The sequence below is a fragment of the Pseudoalteromonas sp. OF5H-5 genome (genome assembly GCF_021530695.1).
Lineage (GTDB): Bacteria > Pseudomonadota > Gammaproteobacteria > Enterobacterales > Alteromonadaceae > Pseudoalteromonas.
The window spans coordinates 298753-322392 of the sequence record NZ_JAKGBF010000002.1 but is presented as its reverse complement, the minus strand read 5'-3'; the positions used below and the strand labels follow the sequence as shown (position 1 = coordinate 322392).

Here is a 23640-nt window from a genome sequence, read left to right as displayed (position 1 = left end):
ATTGGTCCTTGTTCCCTTTTTTGAAAGCGCCAGGCGGCACCGTCGCGCGTTTTAATACATCGAAGTTTAAATATAGAGAAGGTTTTAAGATTGTCCAGCTTGATAGTATAAGTTTTTAATAATTTTTAAAGATTTTCGTATACAAAGTTACTTCAAGTCCCTTTAATAGAAGCAAGTGTATAACAACCGTAATATTACTTTAATAATATTTATGACGTCCAAACTTTGCTAAGTGTACTTATGTTAGGATGTTTGTAACTTTTTTGACAACAAAAAAAGCCGCTATTCAGCGGCTTTTTTAAGGCTTAATAACAGACGTTATTAAGAACCAGTTACTGTCTCACAAGCCATTTTTAGCTCTTGGTCTGCAACTTCAGCACCCGCTTCAAAAGTAAACGATGTAGCTTGGCCTTCTGCAACTTCTAGTGATAATGGATCAATGCTCACAGTGTACGTCTCGCCAACAACTAGGTTATTTAACGAATATGTACCTTCAGCATTTGCAGCAAGGTATGTTGCTTTGTCAGCACGACGGTAAGTAATCACTGAGTTTTGTACTGGAACAGAAACCGACTCATCATTAGAACAAACACCCGTTAAGTCAAATGATGCTGTTGTGTACTCAACCGCTGGCGCTTCTAACGTTGCTGCAACAGCTTCACCACATACAGCTACTTCATTTTCAGTATCAAACCAAACTGTACCTTCAGCATCACGAAGTACAATACGCGCTGTCGCGTCTGCACTTACGTTATTTTTACCCGCGTTTTCCGCAGTGTAAATAACTTTAGAAGTTGCTCCTGAAGCAATGAACTTAGTTGCATTGATATCAGATGATTGCACATCAACAAATAAGCCGCCTGCAGGTACATCACCAGTGATGTTTACAGAAACATCATTATTACATACAGCAACTTCATCAGTTGCGGTGAAGAATGTAAGGTGATCGGTCATAAACGAAGCTTTGTACGCAGTTCCAGCTTCGTTTAAAGCGCCAACAGTAACTTCATTATTAGTCTCTTTAGTCCAAACGCCTGTATCTTCGTTATGAGATGAAAGACCTAATACATCACCAGTTTCAACAGCGCGGCCTTCAGATGCTAGTACAGTATCTTTTGGAATAGAGATTGAGATAGAGATTGGGTCGCTGAACTTTTTGATCTTAACGCCATTCTCATCAGTCATTGTTACGTTAGCAACACCAACTGGAGCTGCTAAAGTCGCAGCGCTATCTGCATTCAGCCCTTCAGGAAGCACTGCACCGGCAGCTGAAGATGTAGGATCTGCAGAACCAACGTTTAGTGATACTTTTGTACCAGTGATAGCTTCACCATTTGCGTCACGAAGTACAACGCCAGCAGGAATTACCACGTTAGCACCAGCTTTGCCTTTAGCTGCTGTTGCTGTGATTGCAGCGTCTACAACACCGCCTTCAACTTCAGTTTCTACAACTTCTTCAACAGTTGAATCTGTATTTTTAGAAACAAGTGCTAGTTGAACTGCAACTTCAGCAACATCTTCTTCCGTAGTTAGATCAATGTTGAAGCTCTTTGAGAAGTAACCGTTCGCTGTAACAACGGCTGTTACTTGAGAAAGCTCAGCACCTTCTTTAACAGTAAATACAAAATTACCAGCATCACCAGTTTCAACTGTTGCAGTTACTTCGCCTTTGGTATTTACGATGTTTTCAGAAGCTTCACCATTTTCTAGGAATGCGATTGTTGCAGGAACAACGTTAGTGCTGTTTTTATCAACAACGCTACCATTCACAACTAGAGAAAGAGCATTAGGAGCATCAGGTGCTACTACTACAGGATCTGTAGGCTCTGGTGGTGGAGTTGTTGTGTTATTGTCATCGTCGCTGAAACAGCCTGAAAGCGTCAACGCAGATGCGACTGACAGCGCAAGAAGAGATTTTTTGTTTGCAATCATGATTAGTCCTTGTTTTCTTTTTTATTAACAACGCCACGTTAGCGTGTTAACACACAAAAAAAGCTTCATTGCTAGCAATGAAAGCTTTAAATTAAAAATTTGTATGGTAGACAGGGACTAAGTCACTCCCTGACCCGATTCAACGCGAGCTTTGTAGTCAAAACTATGACCAAGATAGAAACAGCCCACGATGACCCCGCTAATTTATCACAGTAAAGCGTTAGATCCAACCGCTTGATTTAGTTTGAAAGTAGGATACCGTTGGTACACTAAATACACAATGAATGAAGTTAAATTTATCGTAAATAATTGCAACATAATGGTTGTTTATTAACGAGGTATAAATTGTAAATGTGTAGCGATAGCTTCAGTGCAGCTATCGTCACGAGATAAAATAAAAAAGAGAATCGCGATCCGTAACCGGGATTTATCCCGTAATAAGAGCGTCGCGACATAAAGTCGCTGCTACGAATACATAACCCCGCGACAAGGTTCCAAACTCCAACCTCGTGGCAGCGGGTTTATCCCGCGACAGCAGCACCAAAACACCGACCCCATAGCAGCGGATTTACCCCGCGACAGCAGCAACGAAACGCCACACCCGTAGCAGCGGGTTTATCCCGCGACAGCAGCACCGAAACGCCACACCCGTAGCAGCGGGCTTATCCCGCGACAGCAGCAACGAAACGCCACACCCGTAGCAGCGGGTTTATCCCGCGACCGCAGCACCGAAACACCACACCTAAAGCTGCGGATTTACCCCGAGATAACAGCATCGCGACATAAAGTCGCTGCTACGAATACATAACCCCGCGACAAGCACTCCAACCTCGTTGCTGCGGGTTTATCCCGCAACAGCAGCACCGAAACACCACACCTAAAGCTGCGGATTTACCCCGAGATAACAGCATCGCGACATAAAGTCGCTGCTACGAATACATAGCCTCGCGACAAGCACTCCAACCTCGTGGCAGCGGGTTTATCCCGCGACAGCAGCACCAAAACACCACACCCGTAGCAGCGGGTTTATCCCGCGACAGCAGCAACGAAACGCCACACCTAAAGCTGCGGGTTAACCCCGAACATAAAGTCTCTGCTACGAATACATAACCCCACGACAGCAGCACCGAAACACCGACCCCATAGCAGCAGGCTTACCGTGACCATCTCTTATTTATAGGTCAAATACACTTCTCTTAGTCGAGCCAAGTTACTATATACATAGCTGCTCGATAAACGACCTTGATTGAGGAATGTTTTATCAATATTAACCGGCGTATTAACTAAATGGCCTCGACCAATCGCAATGGCATTTGTTGATTCACCAATTCGCGTACTTGCAGCATGACGCCACGACTCATTTCCTTTAATTTGACCATAACGTGTTGGTGCCATGTCTTTTCTAGGTGTAAGTGGAATGCTAAAAGATATACCAGCGATTTGCACATCTGTATCTTGCGCAAATATGGACACGTAACTATCACCAAACCAAAAGCGCGTTTCTAGCTTAACGCCACTATCCTCATAAAAGAACTTACCTGCTGTAGCATGAAAACTAACATCTTGCTCAACCCAGTTATAACGATAAGACAAGGTTTGATAATCCTTATCTAAGTCATAATCATCGTACTCAAAGTATCCAAGCTCTGCTGAAAATTGATGACGACCATTGCCACTCAACCAAGTTGTTTCGTTCTTAATACCTGTGTAATCATTAAACTCTTTAAAAAAGCCGATATGTGTTTGGTTATAAATACCATAAGGCAGTGCAAATGTTTGATAGATAGTCGCTTGTGTTAAGCCACTTTGTTTAGCCAAACGACCAAATGCTTTTCCATCATCGTAGTCACTCGTATTCGCAACTTCGGTTTCGGCACTTAAATTAATACCACCGCCATACCACATTGGTACATCAACATCAGCTTTTAAGGCGAGTGAAAAATCATAAACTCCCAGCTCCGTTGCCAACCTTGAGTCCAGTGCAGGACCAACGGTTAATCTTGGTTTAAAGTACGCGCTATTTGCCTTTGGCATACCAACCCAAGACACACTACCAATTGGGTCCATTTCGCCTCGACGAATATCCATATCAGGTGTAGTGCCAGTATTTACGAACTCTCTATAATTATTAATGTGGCCTCGCAATGCTAACATTGGAATACCACGATTTAGCAATTGAACAGTAAACTGCGCGTTCGGCTCGTTCACATGTTCAGCAATACGACCTAATACTAAACCAATTGCATCTATGTCGTTGCGATTAAAAACATAGTTTTCAAAACTCACGACAACATGAGGGTCTCGATTGAAGCCAACACTTACCGACTCAAAGCCGTCTTCCAAGAGCGCCGCTTTTAAAGCGCGCGTTTGCATTGTTAGAGATTTTTTATATTCATCACGCTCTGTGACTTCTTTTTTCGCTTCAGGAAGAGGTTTACGGGCGAGACGGCGCTGCTCCTCATAATGAGCTTTAAATGCCGCTTCTCGCTTGGCGTCTGCGTCAAGCGTTGGCGCTGGAGCTGCTTCTAGTGGGTCATTTAATGTTGCCTGCTCAAACAAAGGCATGGAGAAGTTTACACCCCAAAAGGTGTCTTTTTCAGCGTGATCAGTATTACTGTAAAACTTACTGGTAAGCGTTAAAGTACCCACATCATAAATCCATGCTTTTGGTACTGTTAGACGCAAACCGGCATTAACCGCATCAGCATCATGTTCCACTTGCACAGCTAGCCAGTCTAGTGGCTGCCACTCAATACCCGCAAATGCGCCATCCATTTGCCCGGTTGCGCGATCGCTTACCGCAAAACCCGCTGAAAATCTAAAGTCGTTCCATTCACGAGAACCTGCCAAATAATAGGTTTCATAATTATTAGCGGCACCGCCAAGGTCTTTACCACCTACAGCTAAGTTAAACCACTCTTTAGGCACAAAAGGGAGTTGGTATTTTAAGTTAAATGAAAGGTCGCGAGTTTGATTTTCACCATTAGCTTTAGCAGTAAAAAGATTGTCGTGCATTGTATTAGAAGCAATCATACCGCTTACCTCTAAACCGTCAAACACACCCGCTGAGAAAATATAGTTGTGACCATCGAAGTAGCCATTGCCACTGTGATCAAGTTGGTTATTGTAACCAATATCTATACTTCCCTTTTCAAGTACCTCAGCAGTAGGGGTATTAAAAATACCAGTGTACCCCGCAAATGCAGTGTAGTTATTTATTTGGGTATCAGCTAAAACAGGTATGCTTGCAAGTGCAATGCTACCTGCAAGAATCGTATTTATTTTTGACATGTGCGCAGACCGATTTTTATTTTCAATTCTTGAATTAAATGTGGCAGAGCAAATTAACCAGCTCAGCCACCGTTATAAGTATTATGTAGACATCGTACAATGAAGTATAGAAAAACCCAACCTCGTAACAGCGGGTTTACCCCGAGATAAGCGCATCGCGACAACAGCACCGAAACACCACACCCGTAGCAGCGGGTTTACCCCGAGATAAAAGCGTCGCGACAGCAGCATCGAAACACCACCCGTAGCAGCGGGTTTATCCCGCGACAACAGCACCAAAACACCACCCGTAGCAACGGGTTTACCCCGAGATAAGAGCATCGCGACATAAAGTCGCTGCTACGAATACATAACTCCGCGATAAGATCGTTACACGTTTCTTAAATTAACCACTTTCTGCTCGGACTCACGTTGCGCTTCAAGCACTTGGCGTTTTTCATTCCACACCAAATCACAAATACCGTCTGTAGGATTAAAGCCTGTAGGCGCCTCTAGCAACAATTTACGAATAAGCTCATGATCAAAATTATGACAAGCCGTGTCCATTGCACTCATAAAAGACTCTAGCTCTGCCATTGGTAGTTTTACCTCATTGGCCGTCATGATCCGTGGATGAGAGGTTTCTTCTACATTGTCACCAATCAATAACTCTTCATATAACTTTTCACCTGGGCGCAATCCAGTGCATTCAATTTCAATATCGCCATGAGGGTTTGACTCTGATTTAACTTCTAAGCCAGAAAGATGCACCATTTTGGTCGCTAAGTCTTTGATCTTAACAGATTCACCCATATCTAACACAAATACGTCCCCCCCCTTCCCCATAGCACCCGCTTGAATAACTAACTGCGCAGCTTCTGGTATGGTCATAAAAAACCGGGTGATATCTTTATGCGTTAAGGTAATTGGTCCACCTTCTTTAATCTGCTTACGGAATAGAGGCACAACTGAACCACTAGAACCAAGCACATTACCAAAACGTACCATGCAAAAACGGGTATTTTTAGACGTTACTTTACTTTCAGCCAAGGCTTGTAACACTAACTCTGCCATACGCTTGGTTGCACCCATCACATTGGTAGGGCGCACCGCTTTATCTGTAGAGATTAATACAAAGGTCTCTACTCCTGCGTTAATAGCGGCTTTAGCCGTGTAATAAGTACCAAATACATTATTACGAACACCCTCAACAACATTTTGCTCTACAAGCGGTACATGCTTGTAGGCTGCGGCATGGTAGACAGTTTGCACCCCAAAGGCTTTCATGCAAGTTTCAATACGATTGATACGTTGCACTGACCCCATCACTGGTACTATTTCCAATGATACGCCTTTATTCAATGCAAGCTGATTCAGCTCCTTTTCAATGCTATATAAACCAAACTCAGACACCTCAAAAAGCACCAGCTTTTTAGGTCCATTTAATATAATTTGCCTGCATAGTTCAGAACCTATAGAACCGCCTGCACCGGTTACCATAATGACTTTATCTTTTATATTTGCAGCCATCAGCTCTGCTTGTGGCGCTACTGGGTCTCTGCCCAATAAGTCTTCAATTTCGACTTCTTTTATCTCATTAAGCTGCGCTTTACCGTCAATAACGTCTGCCATACCTGGCACCGTCATCACCTCGAGCGGCAGTTTTTCTAACTTCGTGAGTATTTCTTTACGGCGTGAGCGCGATACGCTTGGTAATGCAAGCAAAACCTTATTTACTCGCTTTTTATCTATCAAATTATAGATTTCGTCAAAGGCAACAACGGGGATCCCTTGGATAATAGCATTATGTTTGGTAGCGTCATCGTCTAAGTACGCCGTAACATAATAGTCAGGCCCTGTTGCTAGCGCAGTAGCTAACTGCCGGCCTGCATCTCCAGCGCCATAAATAACCACTGGGGTTTTAGTAAATGAGGTTAATCGCCAAATAAGTGCTCTTACCAAAATACGCGATCCCCCCACTGAAAGTATCATCAACCACGCATAAATAAAGGGCATAGTACGAGGAATGGCGGTTTGCGTAAAAAATGAAGACAACACTAAAATCACGGTACTAATAACTGTACCAAGTACAACAGCACCTACGGCATTTGCCCCAACGTAACGGAGCACAGCGCGATACAAACCAAGTTTTACAAATATCACCAAGCTAATGGGGAGTAATAACGCGAGGATTAACCAGTTATTAAAATTAGCCAGTGGTGCTAGGCTATCAAGGCGAACAATAAGCGCTAACCAAAAGGCTGAGACTATAAAAACTGAATCTAATACGAGCGTGAGAAGTCGTTTTTGGCTACGAGAAGCGCCAAGTAAGGCGCGAAACCAACTATCCATTGTGTTCCCTTTTTATTCCAATCCGAATTAAAACCGCAGACGAACTAAAGCATAGTACATGTTGCAGTATACACAAAAGTAGCAAAAATGTATGAGGAAAATATGGAGGATGCGTGCGCACCCTTCCTATTTATAGTGATGCTTTGTGAAGTACTTGCTTTACTACCTCACAAGTTTTGCTGATTTCTTCAGTGGTAAGCGTTGGGTGTACCAAAAACATTAAAGATGTTTCACCTAACTCTACTGCATTCGTTAAACGCTCTTTTGGTCGCCAAGGCGTACTATCAAAGGCTTTTTCTAGGTAAACTTCTGAGCAGCTACCTTGAAAACAAGGCACGCCAAGCGTGTTGATTTCGTCGACTATGCGATCTCTTGTCCAACCTTCCCTAAGCGCCGCAGAGTTTACAAACAAATAATGTTTATACTCTGCATGCTCAATATAATCCGGCACGCGCACTGTACGTACCACATTAAATGCTTTTGCAACTTGATCTATTGCCTGAGCATTGCTTTGCCTTTTAGCCGTCCAGTCTGACATACGAGTAAGTTGAATACGCCCAATCACTGCTTGCATTTCTGTCATACGCCAATTAGTGCCAAAACTCTCATGCAACCAGCGAAATCCAGGAGGGTGTTCACGATTGTAAATGGCATCAAAGCTTTTACCGTGGTCTTTATAACTCCACATTTTTGACCATAGGTCTTTGGAGTTTGTAGTAACCATTCCACCTTCACCACCAGTGGTCATAATTTTATCTTGGCAAAATGACCAAGCACCTATATGACCTATAGTACCAACCGAACGCCCCTTATACTTAGCACCATGTGCCTGAGCACAGTCTTCTATAACATAGAAGCCATGCTCTTTACTGAGGGCCATGATTGCATCCATTTCAGCAGGCATCCCAGCTAAATGCACCACAATAACTGCTTTTGTTTGCGGTGTTAAAACCGCTTTAATAGACTCTGCAGTAATAGCTTGGCTATTTAAGTCAACGTCGGCAAATACAGGTGCAGCTCCCGCTGTAACAATACTACTTGCAGAAGCTAAGAAAGTACGAGGAGTAGTGATAACCTCGTCTCCTTCGCCAACGTTCAATGCTTTCAATGCAATATCTAACGCTAATGTGCCATTACCAAGTGCAATCGCATATTCAGCACCAGTCCAAGCTGCAAACTCTTTTTCAAATTCACGCCCTTCTGTACCTGTCCAGTAATTCACTTTGTTAGAAAGTACAACTTTACTTACTGCGTCTGCTTCTTGCTGAGTAAAGCTAGGCCAAGGGGAAAACGGGGAATTTAACATTTTAATCCTTCACAACTTTAGCAGGGTTACCATATGCTGTAACACCTGCTGGAACATTTTGTACAACAACAGAACCGGCACCAATAATCGCTAGTTCTCCAACTTCAATCAACTGTTTAAAAGAGCTCCCAATACCTACCCACACTCCACTGGCAATTTTACAGCCGCCGGCAATGGCTGAACTTGGGCATATATGAACATAGTCCTGTATAAAACAGTCGTGCTCAACTGTCGCATTCGTGTTGATAATAGAGCCCCGACCGATTTGAGCAAAAGCGTTGATCGCTGCACCAGCCATAACGACTGTACCTTCACCAATGTTAGCTAATTTACTTACCGTAGCACTCGGGTGGAGCAATGCAGGCGTTCTAGCTCCAAGAGCTAACAGTTTCTCTAGCTTCTCTTTTCTAATTTGATTATTACCAATAGCAACTATTACGCCTTCATAATTATCGAGTCTTTGAGCTAACGCTTCAGAATCTCCAACTACAGACCAGTGCTCAAGCTTGCTCTTAACTTCAAATGCATCATCAAAGAACTCGACGTGATAACCGTTTAATTCAGCGATTTCCGCTATTACTTTTCCGTGACCACTTGCGCCTAAAATAGCCAGCTTAGCCATCATTTTGATTTCCTTTGAACGGCTCCATAGTCACGTGTCCATCACCACTTATTCCTTCGCGTACAAAGACTTTTTTTACGGTCAAAAAGAGTATTTTTATATCGAGTAAAAAGCTTTGATTTTCTACATACCAAACATCAAGCTTAAATTTGTCTTCCCAGCTAATTGCATTACGGCCATTCACTTGTGCCCAACCAGTAATCCCAGGACGGACATTATGGCGACGCGCTTGCTCAGGACTATAAAGAGGTAAGTACTGAACGAGTAAAGGTCTAGGTCCAACTAAGCTCATATCCCCTTTAATCACATTTAGCAACCCAGGTAGCTCGTCTAAGCTAGTTGAACGTAAAAAACCACCAAACTTGGTCATACGCTGGTCATCTGGCAATAAGTTCCCCTGCTTATCTTTAGCATCTAGCATGGTTCTGAACTTCATCATTTTAAAAATTTTACCATTCAAACCTGGGCGGTCTTGAGTAAATAATATAGGTGAACCCAGTTTTAAGCGTATAAGCAAAGCAACTAAAATTATTACAGGCAGTAAAGTCAGTATTGCGCACAGGGCAACTAAAAAATCAAAGATACGTTTCATTAATTTAATTCCATTATCTTCAAAAGTTCCGCATTAACCTTATGAACATCAAACTTATCTTCAACCATTGCTCTACTTGCATTTGCCATTCTTTGCCATTCACTTTGATTTTCTATAAACCAAATCATTTTTTCGGCAAGCTGTTCAGCATCGCCTTTTTTAACTAACCAACCATTCTCACCATTTGTAACAGTTTCTCGACAACCTGGAACATCTGTTGTCAATATTGGTCGACCAGTAGCCATCGCTTCTAAAACAGTTCGTGGTAATCCTTCATGATATGAGGGCAGTACGAAAATACTGCAACTTTCTATATAAGGCCTTACATCGTCTGTTTCACCTAAATAGCTAACGGCATTTTGTCGGTTTAATTCCTCTAATTTATTAAGTGAAATACCATCTGGCGAGGGGTCTTCTGGTCCTACCAACTGAAATATAGCCTCTGGATATTTTTGCTTCACTATATTGGCAGCTTTTATATATTCACGAATCCCTTTATCACCTAGTAAGCGGGCGATTAGTAAAAATTTTGGGGAAGAAGGTAAAGGTTTAACTTGAAAATAGCTAACATCAACACCTGAACCGTTAACTAAAGCCGTTTTGCATTCAGGTACAATCCCTAAATCGATGAATGCCCGCCTATTGTCCGGGTTTTGAAAAATCACCTTATCCGCATTTTTTAGGGCTGTTTTATATAAAAAAATAACTAGTTTCATCAAAAGGTTTTTTTTCCAATTTCCTCTTTGAAAAGCAAACCCCAAACCAGTTACCAATGCGTAAAAGCGACAACTAGGAATACAACGCACGGCAAAAGCTCCCCAGATAATCGGCTTTATTGTGTAAGCCAAAATCACATTAGGTTGTTGCTCTTTAAAAGCTCTACGTAATGCTATAAATGTTTTTAAGTCTTCAGTGGGGCTTAACCCACTTCGGCTTATAGGGTAATCAATATAATCTGCACCGAAATGTTCAACAGCCTCCACATCAGAGGTTGAAGCTTCTGAAGCCAACGCTTTAACTTGTATATTTACACGTTTAAGACATTGAAGTAACTGTCCTCTGAAATTATATAAAGATGAAGGCAATGCACCTATAACCATTATTTTCATATATCACTTACATTCACGCTAGTTTAGTAACAACAGATAAAGTCACTAAATATATAAATCACCATAAATTTGTAAATTAGCAACCATACAACTAACAATTTAACTCAATATTGTTTTTAACAATTCTAAATTTCCCACTTTTCTCTTTTTCAATACAATCAACAACATTTATATTTATAACCATATTAGACCCAAGTCTTTCTTGAAGTGCTTCTGTAAACTTAGATTGCTGTTTACTATCAAAAAAATCAGTTCCAACGACATATACGCCCACTTCTTCTAAAGAGTCTTGGATTATTTGAAAACATATAATTCCTAAAACATCTTTAGTTGAATTACTAATATTACCTAAATTCACTTTCACTTTATCTTGAGAATACAAAAAGTCCGAATCCCTTCCTTGAATATTATCGACAATAGGATAAGGAGATAAGCAACCGCATTTTTTTGAGTTAGCCGCTAATTTTATTTTATCACCAATACGATACCTAATAAGAGGGGTACCGTGAGTTGTAAATGAAGTAACCAATATCTCACCTTCATCTGCTGGTTCTAACTGTTCATTAACGACTTCAAATATGCCACTATATGGATAAAGATGCTTACTCCCATGTTCGCATTCAAGTATGAAAGGAGCGCCTTCAGAAGATGCATATTGATCTTTAATGTTACAGCCTAAAACTTTAGATATAACTTCTCGGTAATGAGGTAAAACTGTTTCTGCTGTTGGAAAGAAACATTTCACATTGCCCTTGTAGACATAACCTTTAGCTAAGGCAATAGAACACAGCTCATAAACACTAGAGGGAAAACCAACAATAAACTCAGGGCCAAATTTATTAAATGCTGCCCAATACACTTCGAAGTTTTTTTCACAAATATGGAAAGTGGAAAAGAAACGAATCTGATTTATCCAATCATCTCTATAACACAGTCCTTTCATTATATCATTTTCTGTAGCAAAGTTTTTTCCACTAAACCAAGCTGTTCTCTTTCCTAGCTTATAACCAAACTTCGCTCTATAAGCATCTAATATTGCGAATCGTTCTTGCATATCAGACTTCGTATATATAACTTTCATAGAAGCTCCGGTCGTACCTCCAGTTAAGCTAACAATACCGTCTCTTTCTTCTAAAGTTTTGATCTTTGTTAAGTTTTCAATTAAGTCTGATTTAGTAAGAACAGGAAAATCCTGTAGGCTTATAAAATTACTACATGATTTATACCAGCTCGATTTTTTAACGGCAAGCATTAAGAAACCTTTTAGTTTGGTCTCGACATCACTACCACAGAAACTTTTGGAATTTAACTTTTCACTGTGGAAATTAAAAAAATATTTATATTTACCACCATGCCTAACTTTATATTGATATGTATTATATAAACTAATCAAAAGATTTTGAAAAGACACAGGTAAAAAACCAATTAATTTATTCATTGCATTCCGTAATAATAGTAAGTTTCGACAACCCCCTGACCAACCTTAACTAATCTATTGGGCGACTGACTTATGGATTTCTTCCCAAAAACAAGCTCTTTTTAAGTCAAGCTCTCTAGAGTCAAACATACGGGCTTTCTCATAGTTCACCTCTGCTTCATTTTTATATTCTTGTATATCCATATTAATTACACTTTCCATTTTAGCGCTCAAACTTTTCCAGTTCTTACTTTCAAAAATATAATCTTCAGCTAACAATTCAGGTATTCCCCCCACATTTGAACCTATACACACTTTTTTTCTTGACATTGCTTCTATTAATGCACGTGGTAGGCCTTCAGTTTTACTTGGCTGTATATAAAAATCTAAATCATCAATCCAACGATATACCTCATCTTTTGATTTACCGCCGCCATCAAAAAAAACCAACTCTTCCACATCATATTTCTTAGACATAGCTTGATAGTTTTTTTTATATTTTCCTTCACCTATTATTCTAAGCTGACAAATTACACCTCTATTTTTAAGTAAGGAAATAGCCTTAATAACTACATCAACACCTTTATAGGCTACCTCAAGAGTTCCTATGAGACCGAATACATTCCCTTTCCGTGGATTCCACTCTATTACATTACTAACATCCAACTCTACATTTGAAGCAACTCCTGTAATACCTAAGCATGGATACCTTCTTTGTAAATAATAATTTGTAACATATATAGCACCAGCTGCTCCCATAATAGCTTGTTTATTCCTATAACTAAAAATGAATGAGTAACATTTATAAAACAAACTATTTAAATGAAATAGAGCTTCGAATGCATCCCCTACCACTTCGACTACATAAGGCTTATTTAACTTTTTAGCAACACTAATAGCCACTAATCCTATTTCAGAAGGTAACCTGGCAACCAACAAGTCAGAGTGTTTCAATTCATCCTCAATGGATTGTCTACATTTATTGCGCTTAGTTAAAGCCCCCTTAATACTAGACAAGTTAGGTAGCTCTTTAAACGATACATTTTCATGATTAGAGATTACACCACTAGCTCGATTATCTGCACCATTAAAGATTCTAGCCTGAACTATTAGCTCCTCAGATATAGATAAATATCTTTCCCATACCTCGCTTGGAAAACCGCCCTTTGAAACGATATTTTTATTAGGCAATTTAATAAAGTGACCATCATATGCAAATACAAGTTTATTTAATTTAACTTCCAACTTTCCTCCCTATTTAAATTCACTTATTGTTATATATGCTCACTATTCTTTATTTAAAATCTGAAAAAATTCATTGAATCGCTTCCTATGATCGAATTTTTCTCTTGTTTGTTGTTGTAAATTAACGTCTCGTTTGACTTTCTGTTTGTAAAACTCATCAAGTGTTTCAGAAAAAGATAGTACATCTAAAGGCTCATTGAGTTTAGAGTCAGTTATTACTGTTTCCGCAATAGAAGGGATATTTGATGCAACAAAAGGTAAACCCATTACCATAGCTTCAATTAATGCATTAGGCTGTCCTTCCGTTAATGAAGGAAAGAAATAACAATCCATTGTGTTGAGGAATTTAGGGATATCATCACGGTTATCATAAGCAAGGATTCTATTAGGAAGCTTCCGTTCGGCGAAATAACTCTCAACTCCACACTTTACACCATTACCACAAAGTATAAAATATACGTCATCATATTTACTAATTATCTTATCAGCAACTTGTAAGATTGTTTGGTGATTTTTAGCTTCATTAAACCGACCGGTATGACCAATAACAAAAGCATCGTCAGGAATAAGCATCTCCTCCCTTAAGTTGGAGGTTTCTTCTAAAAATAATGCTGTGTTTATTCCATTATAAATAACAGCAAACCTGTTATCGTTTTTCCATTGATACGGAAAAAAATAGTCAAATGCAGCCTTAGAATTAGACAGTATGTCACTAGAATTTTTGTAAACTAAACTTTTAACCCAAGAGTTATATAAGTTCTTCAATAGGGATCGTTTGAAATGATCTTTAGAACCGCGGTAAAAAGCAATACGCTTACTAATTCCAATGCTCTTTGCTATATATAAAACTCTCCCAGAAAAATTACCTGTAAAGTCACAAACAGCGTCAACATTATGCTTAATGAGGAACCTTTTTAATGCTTTATATTGATCTTTACCAATAAAAGGCAATGCTTCTTTGATAACAGTAACATTGTAAAGCTCTAGATAGCGGCCTTCAAGCTGCCCACCTTTACCGCTTTTACAATAAACATAAATATTATTAAACGCTTTATGCTTGTACTGAAGAAAACGTAGGAGATAATTTTCAATTCCTCCACTATCAAGTCCAGAAACGAAAAAGGCTATATTTTTATTACTCATAATTTTTCATGCCTTAGGCACCACTTCGAACACAACACTTCAAACAACTAAGAAAAACAATAGAAATCTGAAACCACCCTGAAAAAAATTGATATTAAATTTACTTAATAAACCTTTTAATCTTAACTTCACTCAACACTCCAAAAAAAAATGCCAATAAGAGATAAATGGAGCAGGGAATAAAAAAAGTAACAAATGCTAGCAATACAGGCTCAGTTATGAAAAATCCCTTCAAAAAAAACATTGTAATATAAATAAAGAAACAAGATAAAAGAGGCTTCATAATATCACGAACCTGCATTAGAAACTTGTACTTAGTTGCCTTAGAAACCTCCATCATGTTTAATAATGAAGAAATCAAAGTAGTAAAAACATAAGCCAATAGCATCCATTGAAGACTAAAAAAACTTGACATTAAAATAACAAAAACCCCTATAGCTCTTTTTTTAAATTCCAACTTTAAAATAACATCAGCCAACCCATGAGATTTTAAAAAGCATCTAGTTGTCGCTTCTACAATCATACCAAAACCTGCCAAGCTGATAATAGCCAACATCCAAGCTGAATCAAGCCACTGTTCACCAAACATTATAAGTATAATATTCTCTGCATTGAGGGATAATAAAATGCAAATCAAAAAGGTTAACCAACACACATTAGTTAGTAATATTTTCATTTTACTTTTCATTAACTTAGGAGTGTCACTAAAATCAACCAATATAGGAAATGCAGCTTTATTGATCACACTAGTAGTTGTACTAAGGAATATATCATTTATTTTACTAGCCTGGTAATAAAACCCTAACAATTGCGGACCAAAAACTTTACCCACTACTATATTTAATGAATTCTCATAAAATGTTCTGATCAAGGAAGCTGCAGATAATTTAATACCAAATGGATATAGCTCCTTAAAGGAAGTAATATCAAAGGAGAAACTAGGTTTGTATCTTGAAAAAACGTACATTAAAACACAATAAAACAATGCGTCAAACAAAGAAATATAAACCAGAGCCAATACACCATAATTTTGACGCGCCATATAATAACCTATTGAAAGAGCTAAAATATATGAAATCAACGCCATCTGCGTTTGTATTTTAAATTGTAAAGACTTTGTCATTTTCGTTACAGGTATTAAAGTTAGAGCTCTAATAATTAAAACGATTGACAATAGTGGGATAACTTCTTTTAATTTTTCTTCATTGTAAAAATCTGCAATAAGACCAGATGAAAAGTAAAAGCAACAGCACAAAGCAATACTTACGATTAGGTTAAACGTAAATACTGTACTATAGTCAACATTTTTTACGTCTCTTTTTTTTATTAAAGCTCCCCCCAACCCGCTATCAATAAGTACCATACCGAAAGCACTTAGCACAAAAACCATGCCAAAAAGACCAAAATCAGTAGGAGTTAAAACTCGAGCTAAAAGCATCATCCCTAATACTTTTAATAACACTCCTCCAAATTTTTCTACAATGACCCAAATATAACTATTCATTTAACAATCATTTCTTTCTTGACTATAAACTTTGGGTCATTAATATTAGAAAGTAAGAAATCTTTTTTCTCCTGGATAGACAAACTCTTTGTCATAAAGTCAATTGACTTCGCTCTTTCTATAAAAGCATCTGTAGAAGATATTATAGTTGCAGGATTGCCCCCAACTACACAGCCATCAGGTACACTTTTAGTTACCACTGAACCAGCTCCTATTATACAATTACTGCCAACAGTCACTCCAGCCATTATATATGCGCCTTGCCCTATATGTACTTTATTCCCAATGATAATTTTACCAAAAATATCTAAGTCACTTCCCGGCGCTCTAAAAGGGATCAAGCCTCCATGGGTAAAAAAACATACATTTTTGGCAACTCTAACATTATCACCTAGTGTTATTAGATAAGGTTCAGATGACCACCCTCTAGAGCTTATTTTACAGTTTTTTCCAATATTAACACCGATATATTTTGCATACTCAGTATCAGTCATTAAACTTACTTTAATTTTTCTTATAATTCTTCTTATCATAATTTTTCCTTTGTAAAAATCTTAAAACCAAGCATTAAGTAAATCAACATGACACATTACATCACTATTAAATTTTCAACCAAATATATAAAAGCAGTAATTGATGCATAGACAACAAAAAAACTAGATATGTGTTTTTAGGTACGTACCTTAATGCGATATAAAAATATGGTAAACCAATAGCCAGGTATCGACTCCCGTAAAAGTCAAACACGCTAACCCAAAAAAACACCATTAAATATATTGCAGAAATAACAGGAATAGTTGGCGCCTCTGCACATTCTGATTTCCATAGAACAATTAATGAATATACTAGCCATGGTAATGCATATAAAATAGAGTTACCTATTGCTTCATAATCACCAGCTCTTCTATCATTAAAGTAACCTAACAATACTGCTCGACCATAAACAGTTAAAAACGCAATAAAAAAAGAAAAAAACAAAGCAAACACTATCTTTTTCAATTCACTTTCAGAAATGAAATTATATACACGCTCAACCACCTCATTAATAAAAATCAAAACAGCGCTTAAAGTATGTATTAAAACAGCAGGGATATAACCAAAATACTTAAATGGCTTCTTCAATGGTATTAAACATATTAACACAGCCAGTGCAACACAACTCCTCTGTTGTGAAAGAATAAAATCCAACATTATTGGGTTTATAAGTAAAAGACAATAAGCTATACGTGATGTTTTTATGTATATAAAACAGCTAAATACAAAAAAACAAAATATCGCAACCAAAGAGTAAAAACTCTCTCCACTTACTATTGTATGGGATAATGAATGGGTAATATATCTCCACAATGGTTCTGACGTAACTAATGAAAAGTCAACATTTTTATACAAATATGTATATTGCTTGTATCTTTCTATATTCCTTTCTAAGTCAACAAACTTATAATTCCTAACACTTTCCCAGGGAATATAAGCAACAACAATAGAAAATAAGAATAATAAAAATACATTAACACTATTTTTTACTTTTAGTTGCAAGTAAATATCCTCTAATATTTGTATATTTTACTTTTGGAAAAAGTCTGTTTTTTCTACAGGCATCATTAAATTCTGCTTTCTATTTAATTATCCCTACATACCACTCCATAGCCTTAGCAACACCTTCTAAAATTCGATATTCAGGTTTGTAACCTAAATTATTCACTGCTTTATCGACATTAGCTTGAGAATGGCGAACATCCCCAGCTCTAAAATCACGGTAAATTGGCTCTTGGGTATGCTCTACATCACACTCTTTAAGTGCAGACTGTATTGATTTATATAAATCATTAAGCGTTGTTCTATCTCCAACAGCTACATTATAAACATTATCTTTAGCTTCATCAGATGCAGTAGCTGCGAGAATATTCATTTGCACTGTGTTTTCTATAAAGCAAAAGTCACGACTAGTTTCACCATCGCCATTAATGTAAACATCTTCCCCTTTTATCATGGCCGCTGTCCATTTAGGAATAACCGCTGCATAAGCGCCATTGGGATCCTGTCGTTGACCAAATACATTAAAATAACGTAAGCCAATTGATTTAAAGCCATAGGTTCTAGCGTAAACACCTGCGTAAAGTTCGTTTACATATTTAGTTACAGCATAAGGCGATAGTGGATTACCTATGTTCTCTTCCACTTTAGGTAAAGCTGGATGATCACCGTAAGTCGAGCTGCTTGCTGCATAGGTAAAGCTTTCCACGTTGGCTTCTTTCGCAGCTTGGAGCATATTCAAAAAGCCCGTGATATTGGCAGCGTTGCTGGTAATTGGATCTGCGATTGATCTGGGTACTGAGCCCAGTGCGGCTTGGTGTAAAACGTAATCAACGTTACTTACAGCAGTTTCACAAGTGGCGTAATCTCTAATGTCACCTTCAATAAAAGTAAACCGCTGCCACTGCTCTGCAGTCACTAGGCTTTGTACTTCATCTAAATTATGTTGGTGGCCCGTGGCAAAGTTATCTAGTCCTATTACTTTTTGGCCTAGCTTTAATAGCGTTTCAAGTAGATTGGAGCCTATAAATCCAGCCACACCAGTGACTAGCCAGACTTTTGGATTGTTTTGTAGTTCAGCTTTAACTTCTTCGTAACGAGACATGAGAAACTCTTCGGGTTTTTTAGTTCAAAAAATTAAAAAGGGTTATTAACAAACCCTTTTCCTCGGCTAAGGTTCGCTTTTTATAGGCGGATATCCACGGCTTGTTTTGGTAGCACATATTTTAAGTCGTACAATACATGCTCTTTTTTGCCTAGTTTTTTGATTTCCTCAGCACCAAGCTCTTTAAACTCATTGTGACCAACAGCTAGAATAATCGCATCGTAGTGGCCATGCTTGTGTTCAGAAGTCAATGAGAGACCATATTCATGTTGTGCTTCTTCATTTGAACACCAAGGGTCTACAATATCTACGTTGATATTGTATTCACTAAGCTCTGTAATAATATCCACTACTTTGGTATTTCTAAGATCTGGGCAGTTTTCCTTAAAGGTTAATCCCATCACCAAAACATTTGCACCTTCTACCTGAATGCGTCTTTTCAGCATTTTTTTAACTAGCTCAGATACCACATGTTTACCCATACCATCATTTAGACGACGACCGGCCAAGATCATCTCAGGATGATAACCAACACTTTGTGCTTTATGGGTTAAATAATATGGGTCAACGCCAATGCAGTGTCCACCCACTAAACCTGGGCGGAATGGTAAAAAGTTCCACTTAGTACCTGCCGCTTCAAGTACTTCAAGAGTGTCGATATTGAGTTTATTAAAAATAATAGAGAGCTCGTTTATCAAGGCAATGTTTACATCACGTTGAGTGTTTTCTATAACCTTGGCCGCCTCTGCAACTTTAATTGAGCTCGCTTTATGTGTACCTGCTGTAATAATTGACTTGTACAACTGATCTACAAACTCGGCAACGTCAGGTGTTGAACCACTAGTTACTTTTAAAATATTGGTTACTCGGTGCTCTTTATCACCTGGGTTAATTCGCTCAGGTGAGTACCCAGCAAAAAAGTCTTGATTAAACTTAAGACCAGAAACTTGCTCTACAATAGGTAAGCATGCTTCTTCTGTTGCACCAGGATATACAGTGGACTCATAAACAATGATATCGCCCTTGTCGACGACCTTTCCTAGCATTTCACTGGCTTTAATTAGTGGTGTTAAGTCAGGCTGTTTGTGCTTATCTATTGGAGTAGGTACAGTTACGATGTATAGATTACACGCTTTAAGATCACCTACGTTATAAGAGTATTGCAAGTGTGGTGCTTCTTTTAGCTCTTCATCACTGACTTCTAGCGTTGAGTCATGCCCTGCAAGTAATTCATTTACTCGGTTTTGGTTAATATCAAAACCAAGTGTTGCATATTTTTTTCCAAATTCTACCGCTAGAGGAAGGCCGACGTAGCCTAACCCTATAACACCAATTTTTACTTTATTTAAATCCATATACATCTCGCTTGGTGAATGTTTAATTTTGATTTCTTTAGAAGAAAGTTAAGGAATATGTCCGACCGCTCTTGTCGTTTTATTTGGCCGCAATTTTAATTTTTTGCTACGAGTCGCGACGTAAAGTCGCTGCTACGGGTCGTAACATAAAGTCGCTGCTACGAGTCGCGACATAAAGTCGCTGCTACGGGTCGTAACGTAAAGCAGTTCTACGAGTCGCGACATAAAGTCGCTGCTACGGGTCGCGACGTAAAGTCGTTGCTACGAGTCGTAACGTAAAGCCGTTCTACGAGTCGTAACGTAAAGTCGTTGCTACGAGTCGTAACGTAAAGTCGTTGCTACGAGTCGTAACGTAAAGTCGTTGCTACGAGTCGTAACGTAAAGCCGTTCTACGAGTCGCGACGTAAAGTCGCTGCTACGAGTCGCGACGTAAAGTCGCTGCTACGGGTTGCAGCGACATAACCTGCTATGCTTTATCTGATTTGTACTCGTAGTTGTAGTAGCCATAGTAACCATAGGCATTAGTTGATTTACGAACAACACCGTTGAATACCACCCCTTTTACATCAATACCATTTTGCTCAAAACGATTTCGTGTAATTTCTAGCTCTTTTGCATGGTTTTGACCAAAACGGGTTACTAGTAATGTTGTGCCTGCATGCGCACTCACAATAGCAGGGTCTGTCACCGCTAAGATTGGAGGAGTATCAACAATAACTAAGTCGTACATTTTGCTCACTTCACCAATCAACTTGCTAAAGTTTTCATGCATTAGTAGCTCTGAAGGGTTCGGCGGTATTTGGCCTCGGGTCATTACTTGCAAACCTTCAACTTGGCTTGGCTTAATCACCTGCGCTAAATTCAATCGGCCAGAGAGGTAATCACTTAAACCGTCATCCCATTTCATGCCAAACTGAGTTTGCAGGTAGCCTTTACGCATATCAGCGTCAATAACAAGAATGCGTTTGCCACTTTGTGCCAGCACAGTGGCAAGGTTTACGGTAATAAAAGATTTACCCACGCCAGGACTTGGGCCTGAGATAGCAATAACATTGTTTTTTGCTTCTAGCATAGCAAAGTGCAAGCTAGTACGGAGGCTACGTAGCGCCTCAACGGAAAGGTCTGCAGGGTTATCCATGGCGAGTATCGATTTTGCCTTTGCCACTTTGCCCTTGCGTGCCTTTGCAAAACCTGTGAGTTTTACCTGGTACTCTGAGAATGGCACGCTTGCGTATACAGGCAAACCTAACGCTTCTATTTCCGCAGGGTCTTCAATACCTTTGTGCAGCGCTTTTTGCACCAGTACAATCGCAACGGCTAACATTCCGCCCAACATGGTTGCCATCACAACGATTAGTGCTTTTTGAGGTTTGACTGGCTGAGTAGTATTTACCTCTGCGTAGTCCACTATGCGAACGTTACCTACTGTACCCGCACGCACAATATCTAACTCTTGCGTTTTACCCAAAAGCAGCGTGTAAATTTCGTTATTTACTTCTACATCACGCTTTAAGCGTAGCAGCTCGCGCTGAGTCTCTGGTAAGCCTTGTACTTCACCAGCTAATTCGTTGCGTTGGCGCTTTACGGTATCAATTTGCTCTACCACACCGCGGTAAGAGGGGTGTTCACGCTTAAATTTACGGCCAAGCTCTAAACGCTTTAGCTCTAACTCTTGCAGTTTAGTTTCTAGTTTTACAATTTGTTCTAAAACGCCTTGTGTTTCTAGGCTAATATCAATGGATTCTTGGCGAATTTGGTAGTCATTAAAGGCTTTTTCTGCACGTTCTAGGTTACGTTTAACTTCTGGAAGCTGCACCTCTAAAAACTCAAGAGACTGCTGCGCCTCCGCACTATTACGCTCCACATTACGGCGAACATAAATACCAGCTACTTTGTCCAGCACTTTCTCGGCATATTCAGGGCTTTCATCTTGCAGCGCAAGATTAATAATACCTGAGTCTTTCCCCTTCTCAGACGCTGATATTGCACTTTGTAGATCTAAAATCGTCTGAAGACGGTTACGTTTAACGATAGAAAACTCAGTCTCTGGACGTGCTATCAAAGTTTTAATGGTCAGCTCAAATTGACCTTGCTTTACTTCTTCGCCCACTTTACCTGCAAGTACTTCGTCACCATCACTTGTTAATAATGCAAATGACTCTTCCGCTCTTGCTTGTAAAACGAATTCTTCACCGATTGCACTACTTGGCACTTTAAATCGGTGTATTTCAACTTGCTCACCACCCCACGCATAAGAGCTTGCGCCAAGGCTTGACTCTGCTACTTCGCCTTCACTTTGTGCAACAAATTTACGGAAGCTGCGGCCACCAAATAGTGGAAATAGTTTTGGCTCAACAACGGTATCTAAATTTAATGTGTCGACTGCTTCACCAATGACGCTTCTAGATTTTAGTAGCTCAATTTCGGTTACTGCGGCAGAGGTACTTTCAAACATACCAGACATATCATCAAAACCGGGAACAGAACCGCCCTTCTCCTCTACCTGTACCATTGCAGTTGCTTGGTAGATTGGCGTGCTAAATATTGCGTAGGCTATGCCTAACAACATAAATAGTGCTGTAATGCCTGCGATAAAAAACTTAGCATCTAATAATGCGCCAACTAGCGCCATTAAATCGATTTCTTGCGTCTCTTCTTTTGATGACTTTTGATTAGAGATAAGATTTGGCTGAGCATTCATATACTCACGGATCCTTATAAATACTGTTGCCAAGCGCCACAGGCGCTATCGATAAGCTCATAAACATGCTCAAACGCTTCACGTGATTGGCGATACGGATCTGGAATTTCTTTATCGCCAATCCATTTACCAAGTAAAAAGGTTTTGCCACGAGCTTGAGGGTAACGGCTGCAAAGGTCAGTTAAATGCCTTTGCTCCATTACGAGGATGAGACTATTTTGTGCGACCAAGGTACCAGTTAACTGGCGACCTTGGTGCTCACTCATGTCGATTCCTTGTTCTTTCGCCAACTCCTGCGCTAATGCATCAGCGGCTTTTCCTTCTAGGGCGGTTAATCCAGCTGACGAAACAGCTACATTTTTGCCACTTAGTTTGTTTTTTAGCAGATACTCTGCCGTAGGACTGCGGCAGATGTTACCTGCACAAACCATTAAAACACTATCAAACATGAGTA

General features: G+C 39.3%; 17 protein-coding genes. All 17 read right to left on the bottom strand.

The window, feature by feature from the left end; all coding sequences use genetic code 11:
• Window positions 1-321 precede the first annotated feature (321 nt).
• Window positions 322-1932, bottom strand: a complete 1611-nt coding sequence (locus tag L1271_RS04265; RefSeq protein ID WP_235366853.1) for a hypothetical protein — start codon at window positions 1930-1932, stop codon at window positions 322-324.
• Window positions 1933-3102: 1170 nt separating this feature from the next.
• The gene (locus L1271_RS04260; RefSeq protein ID WP_235366849.1) at window positions 3103-5223 is read right to left on the bottom strand and encodes a YjbH domain-containing protein; all 2121 of its coding nucleotides are present in this window, start codon (window positions 5221-5223) and stop codon (window positions 3103-3105) included.
• 369 nt (window positions 5224-5592) lie between these two features.
• Window positions 5593-7554, bottom strand: a complete 1962-nt coding sequence (locus L1271_RS04255) for a polysaccharide biosynthesis protein (RefSeq protein ID WP_235366848.1) — start codon at window positions 7552-7554, stop codon at window positions 5593-5595.
• Between the two features lie 130 nt (window positions 7555-7684).
• Window positions 7685-8860, bottom strand: a complete 1176-nt coding sequence (locus L1271_RS04250) for a DegT/DnrJ/EryC1/StrS family aminotransferase (protein ID WP_010605749.1) — start codon at window positions 8858-8860, stop codon at window positions 7685-7687.
• A 1-nt stretch (window position 8861) separates the two neighbouring features.
• Entirely contained in the window at window positions 8862-9485 is a 624-nt protein-coding gene (locus L1271_RS04245; RefSeq protein ID WP_235366847.1) for an acetyltransferase, read from the bottom strand.
• Entirely contained in the window at window positions 9475-10074 is a 600-nt protein-coding gene (locus tag L1271_RS04240) for a sugar transferase (RefSeq protein WP_010605751.1), read from the bottom strand. Before L1271_RS04240 ends, L1271_RS04245 begins: the two co-directional genes overlap by 11 nt.
• Window positions 10074-11183, bottom strand: a complete 1110-nt coding sequence (locus tag L1271_RS04235) for a glycosyltransferase family 4 protein (RefSeq protein WP_235366842.1) — start codon at window positions 11181-11183, stop codon at window positions 10074-10076. The genes L1271_RS04240 and L1271_RS04235 overlap by 1 nt, the downstream gene beginning before the upstream one ends.
• Before the next feature lie 91 nt (window positions 11184-11274).
• Complete coding sequence (locus L1271_RS04230) at window positions 11275-12621, bottom strand: hypothetical protein (RefSeq protein WP_235366840.1); 1347 nt, start codon at window positions 12619-12621, stop codon at window positions 11275-11277.
• 54 nt (window positions 12622-12675) lie between these two features.
• The gene (locus tag L1271_RS04225; protein ID WP_235366839.1) at window positions 12676-13845 is read right to left on the bottom strand and encodes a glycosyltransferase; all 1170 of its coding nucleotides are present in this window, start codon (window positions 13843-13845) and stop codon (window positions 12676-12678) included.
• 42 nt (window positions 13846-13887) lie between these two features.
• Window positions 13888-14988, bottom strand: a complete 1101-nt coding sequence (locus tag L1271_RS04220; protein WP_235366838.1) for a glycosyltransferase — start codon at window positions 14986-14988, stop codon at window positions 13888-13890.
• A 100-nt stretch (window positions 14989-15088) separates the two neighbouring features.
• Window positions 15089-16492, bottom strand: a complete 1404-nt coding sequence (locus L1271_RS04215) for a lipopolysaccharide biosynthesis protein (RefSeq protein WP_235366835.1) — start codon at window positions 16490-16492, stop codon at window positions 15089-15091.
• Complete coding sequence (locus tag L1271_RS04210) at window positions 16489-17025, bottom strand: acyltransferase (RefSeq protein ID WP_235366834.1); 537 nt, start codon at window positions 17023-17025, stop codon at window positions 16489-16491. Before L1271_RS04210 ends, L1271_RS04215 begins: the two co-directional genes overlap by 4 nt.
• 67 nt (window positions 17026-17092) lie before the next feature.
• Entirely contained in the window at window positions 17093-18028 is a 936-nt protein-coding gene (locus L1271_RS04205; RefSeq protein WP_235366830.1) for a hypothetical protein, read from the bottom strand.
• A 79-nt stretch (window positions 18029-18107) separates the two neighbouring features.
• A complete protein-coding gene (locus tag L1271_RS04200; RefSeq protein WP_235366828.1) occupies window positions 18108-19130 on the bottom strand; it encodes an NAD-dependent epimerase/dehydratase family protein in 1023 nt (340 codons plus the stop codon).
• Between the two features lie 80 nt (window positions 19131-19210).
• Window positions 19211-20485 carry a Vi polysaccharide biosynthesis UDP-N-acetylglucosamine C-6 dehydrogenase TviB gene (tviB, locus tag L1271_RS04195; RefSeq protein ID WP_235366823.1) on the bottom strand — a complete coding sequence of 425 codons (1275 nt, stop codon included), beginning with the start codon at window positions 20483-20485 and terminating at the stop codon, window positions 19211-19213.
• Between the two features lie 466 nt (window positions 20486-20951).
• The gene (locus L1271_RS04190; RefSeq protein WP_235366821.1) at window positions 20952-23186 is read right to left on the bottom strand and encodes a polysaccharide biosynthesis tyrosine autokinase; all 2235 of its coding nucleotides are present in this window, start codon (window positions 23184-23186) and stop codon (window positions 20952-20954) included.
• A 14-nt stretch (window positions 23187-23200) separates the two neighbouring features.
• The gene (locus L1271_RS04185; RefSeq protein WP_010605767.1) at window positions 23201-23635 is read right to left on the bottom strand and encodes a low molecular weight protein-tyrosine-phosphatase; all 435 of its coding nucleotides are present in this window, start codon (window positions 23633-23635) and stop codon (window positions 23201-23203) included.
• Window positions 23636-23640 lie beyond the last annotated feature (5 nt).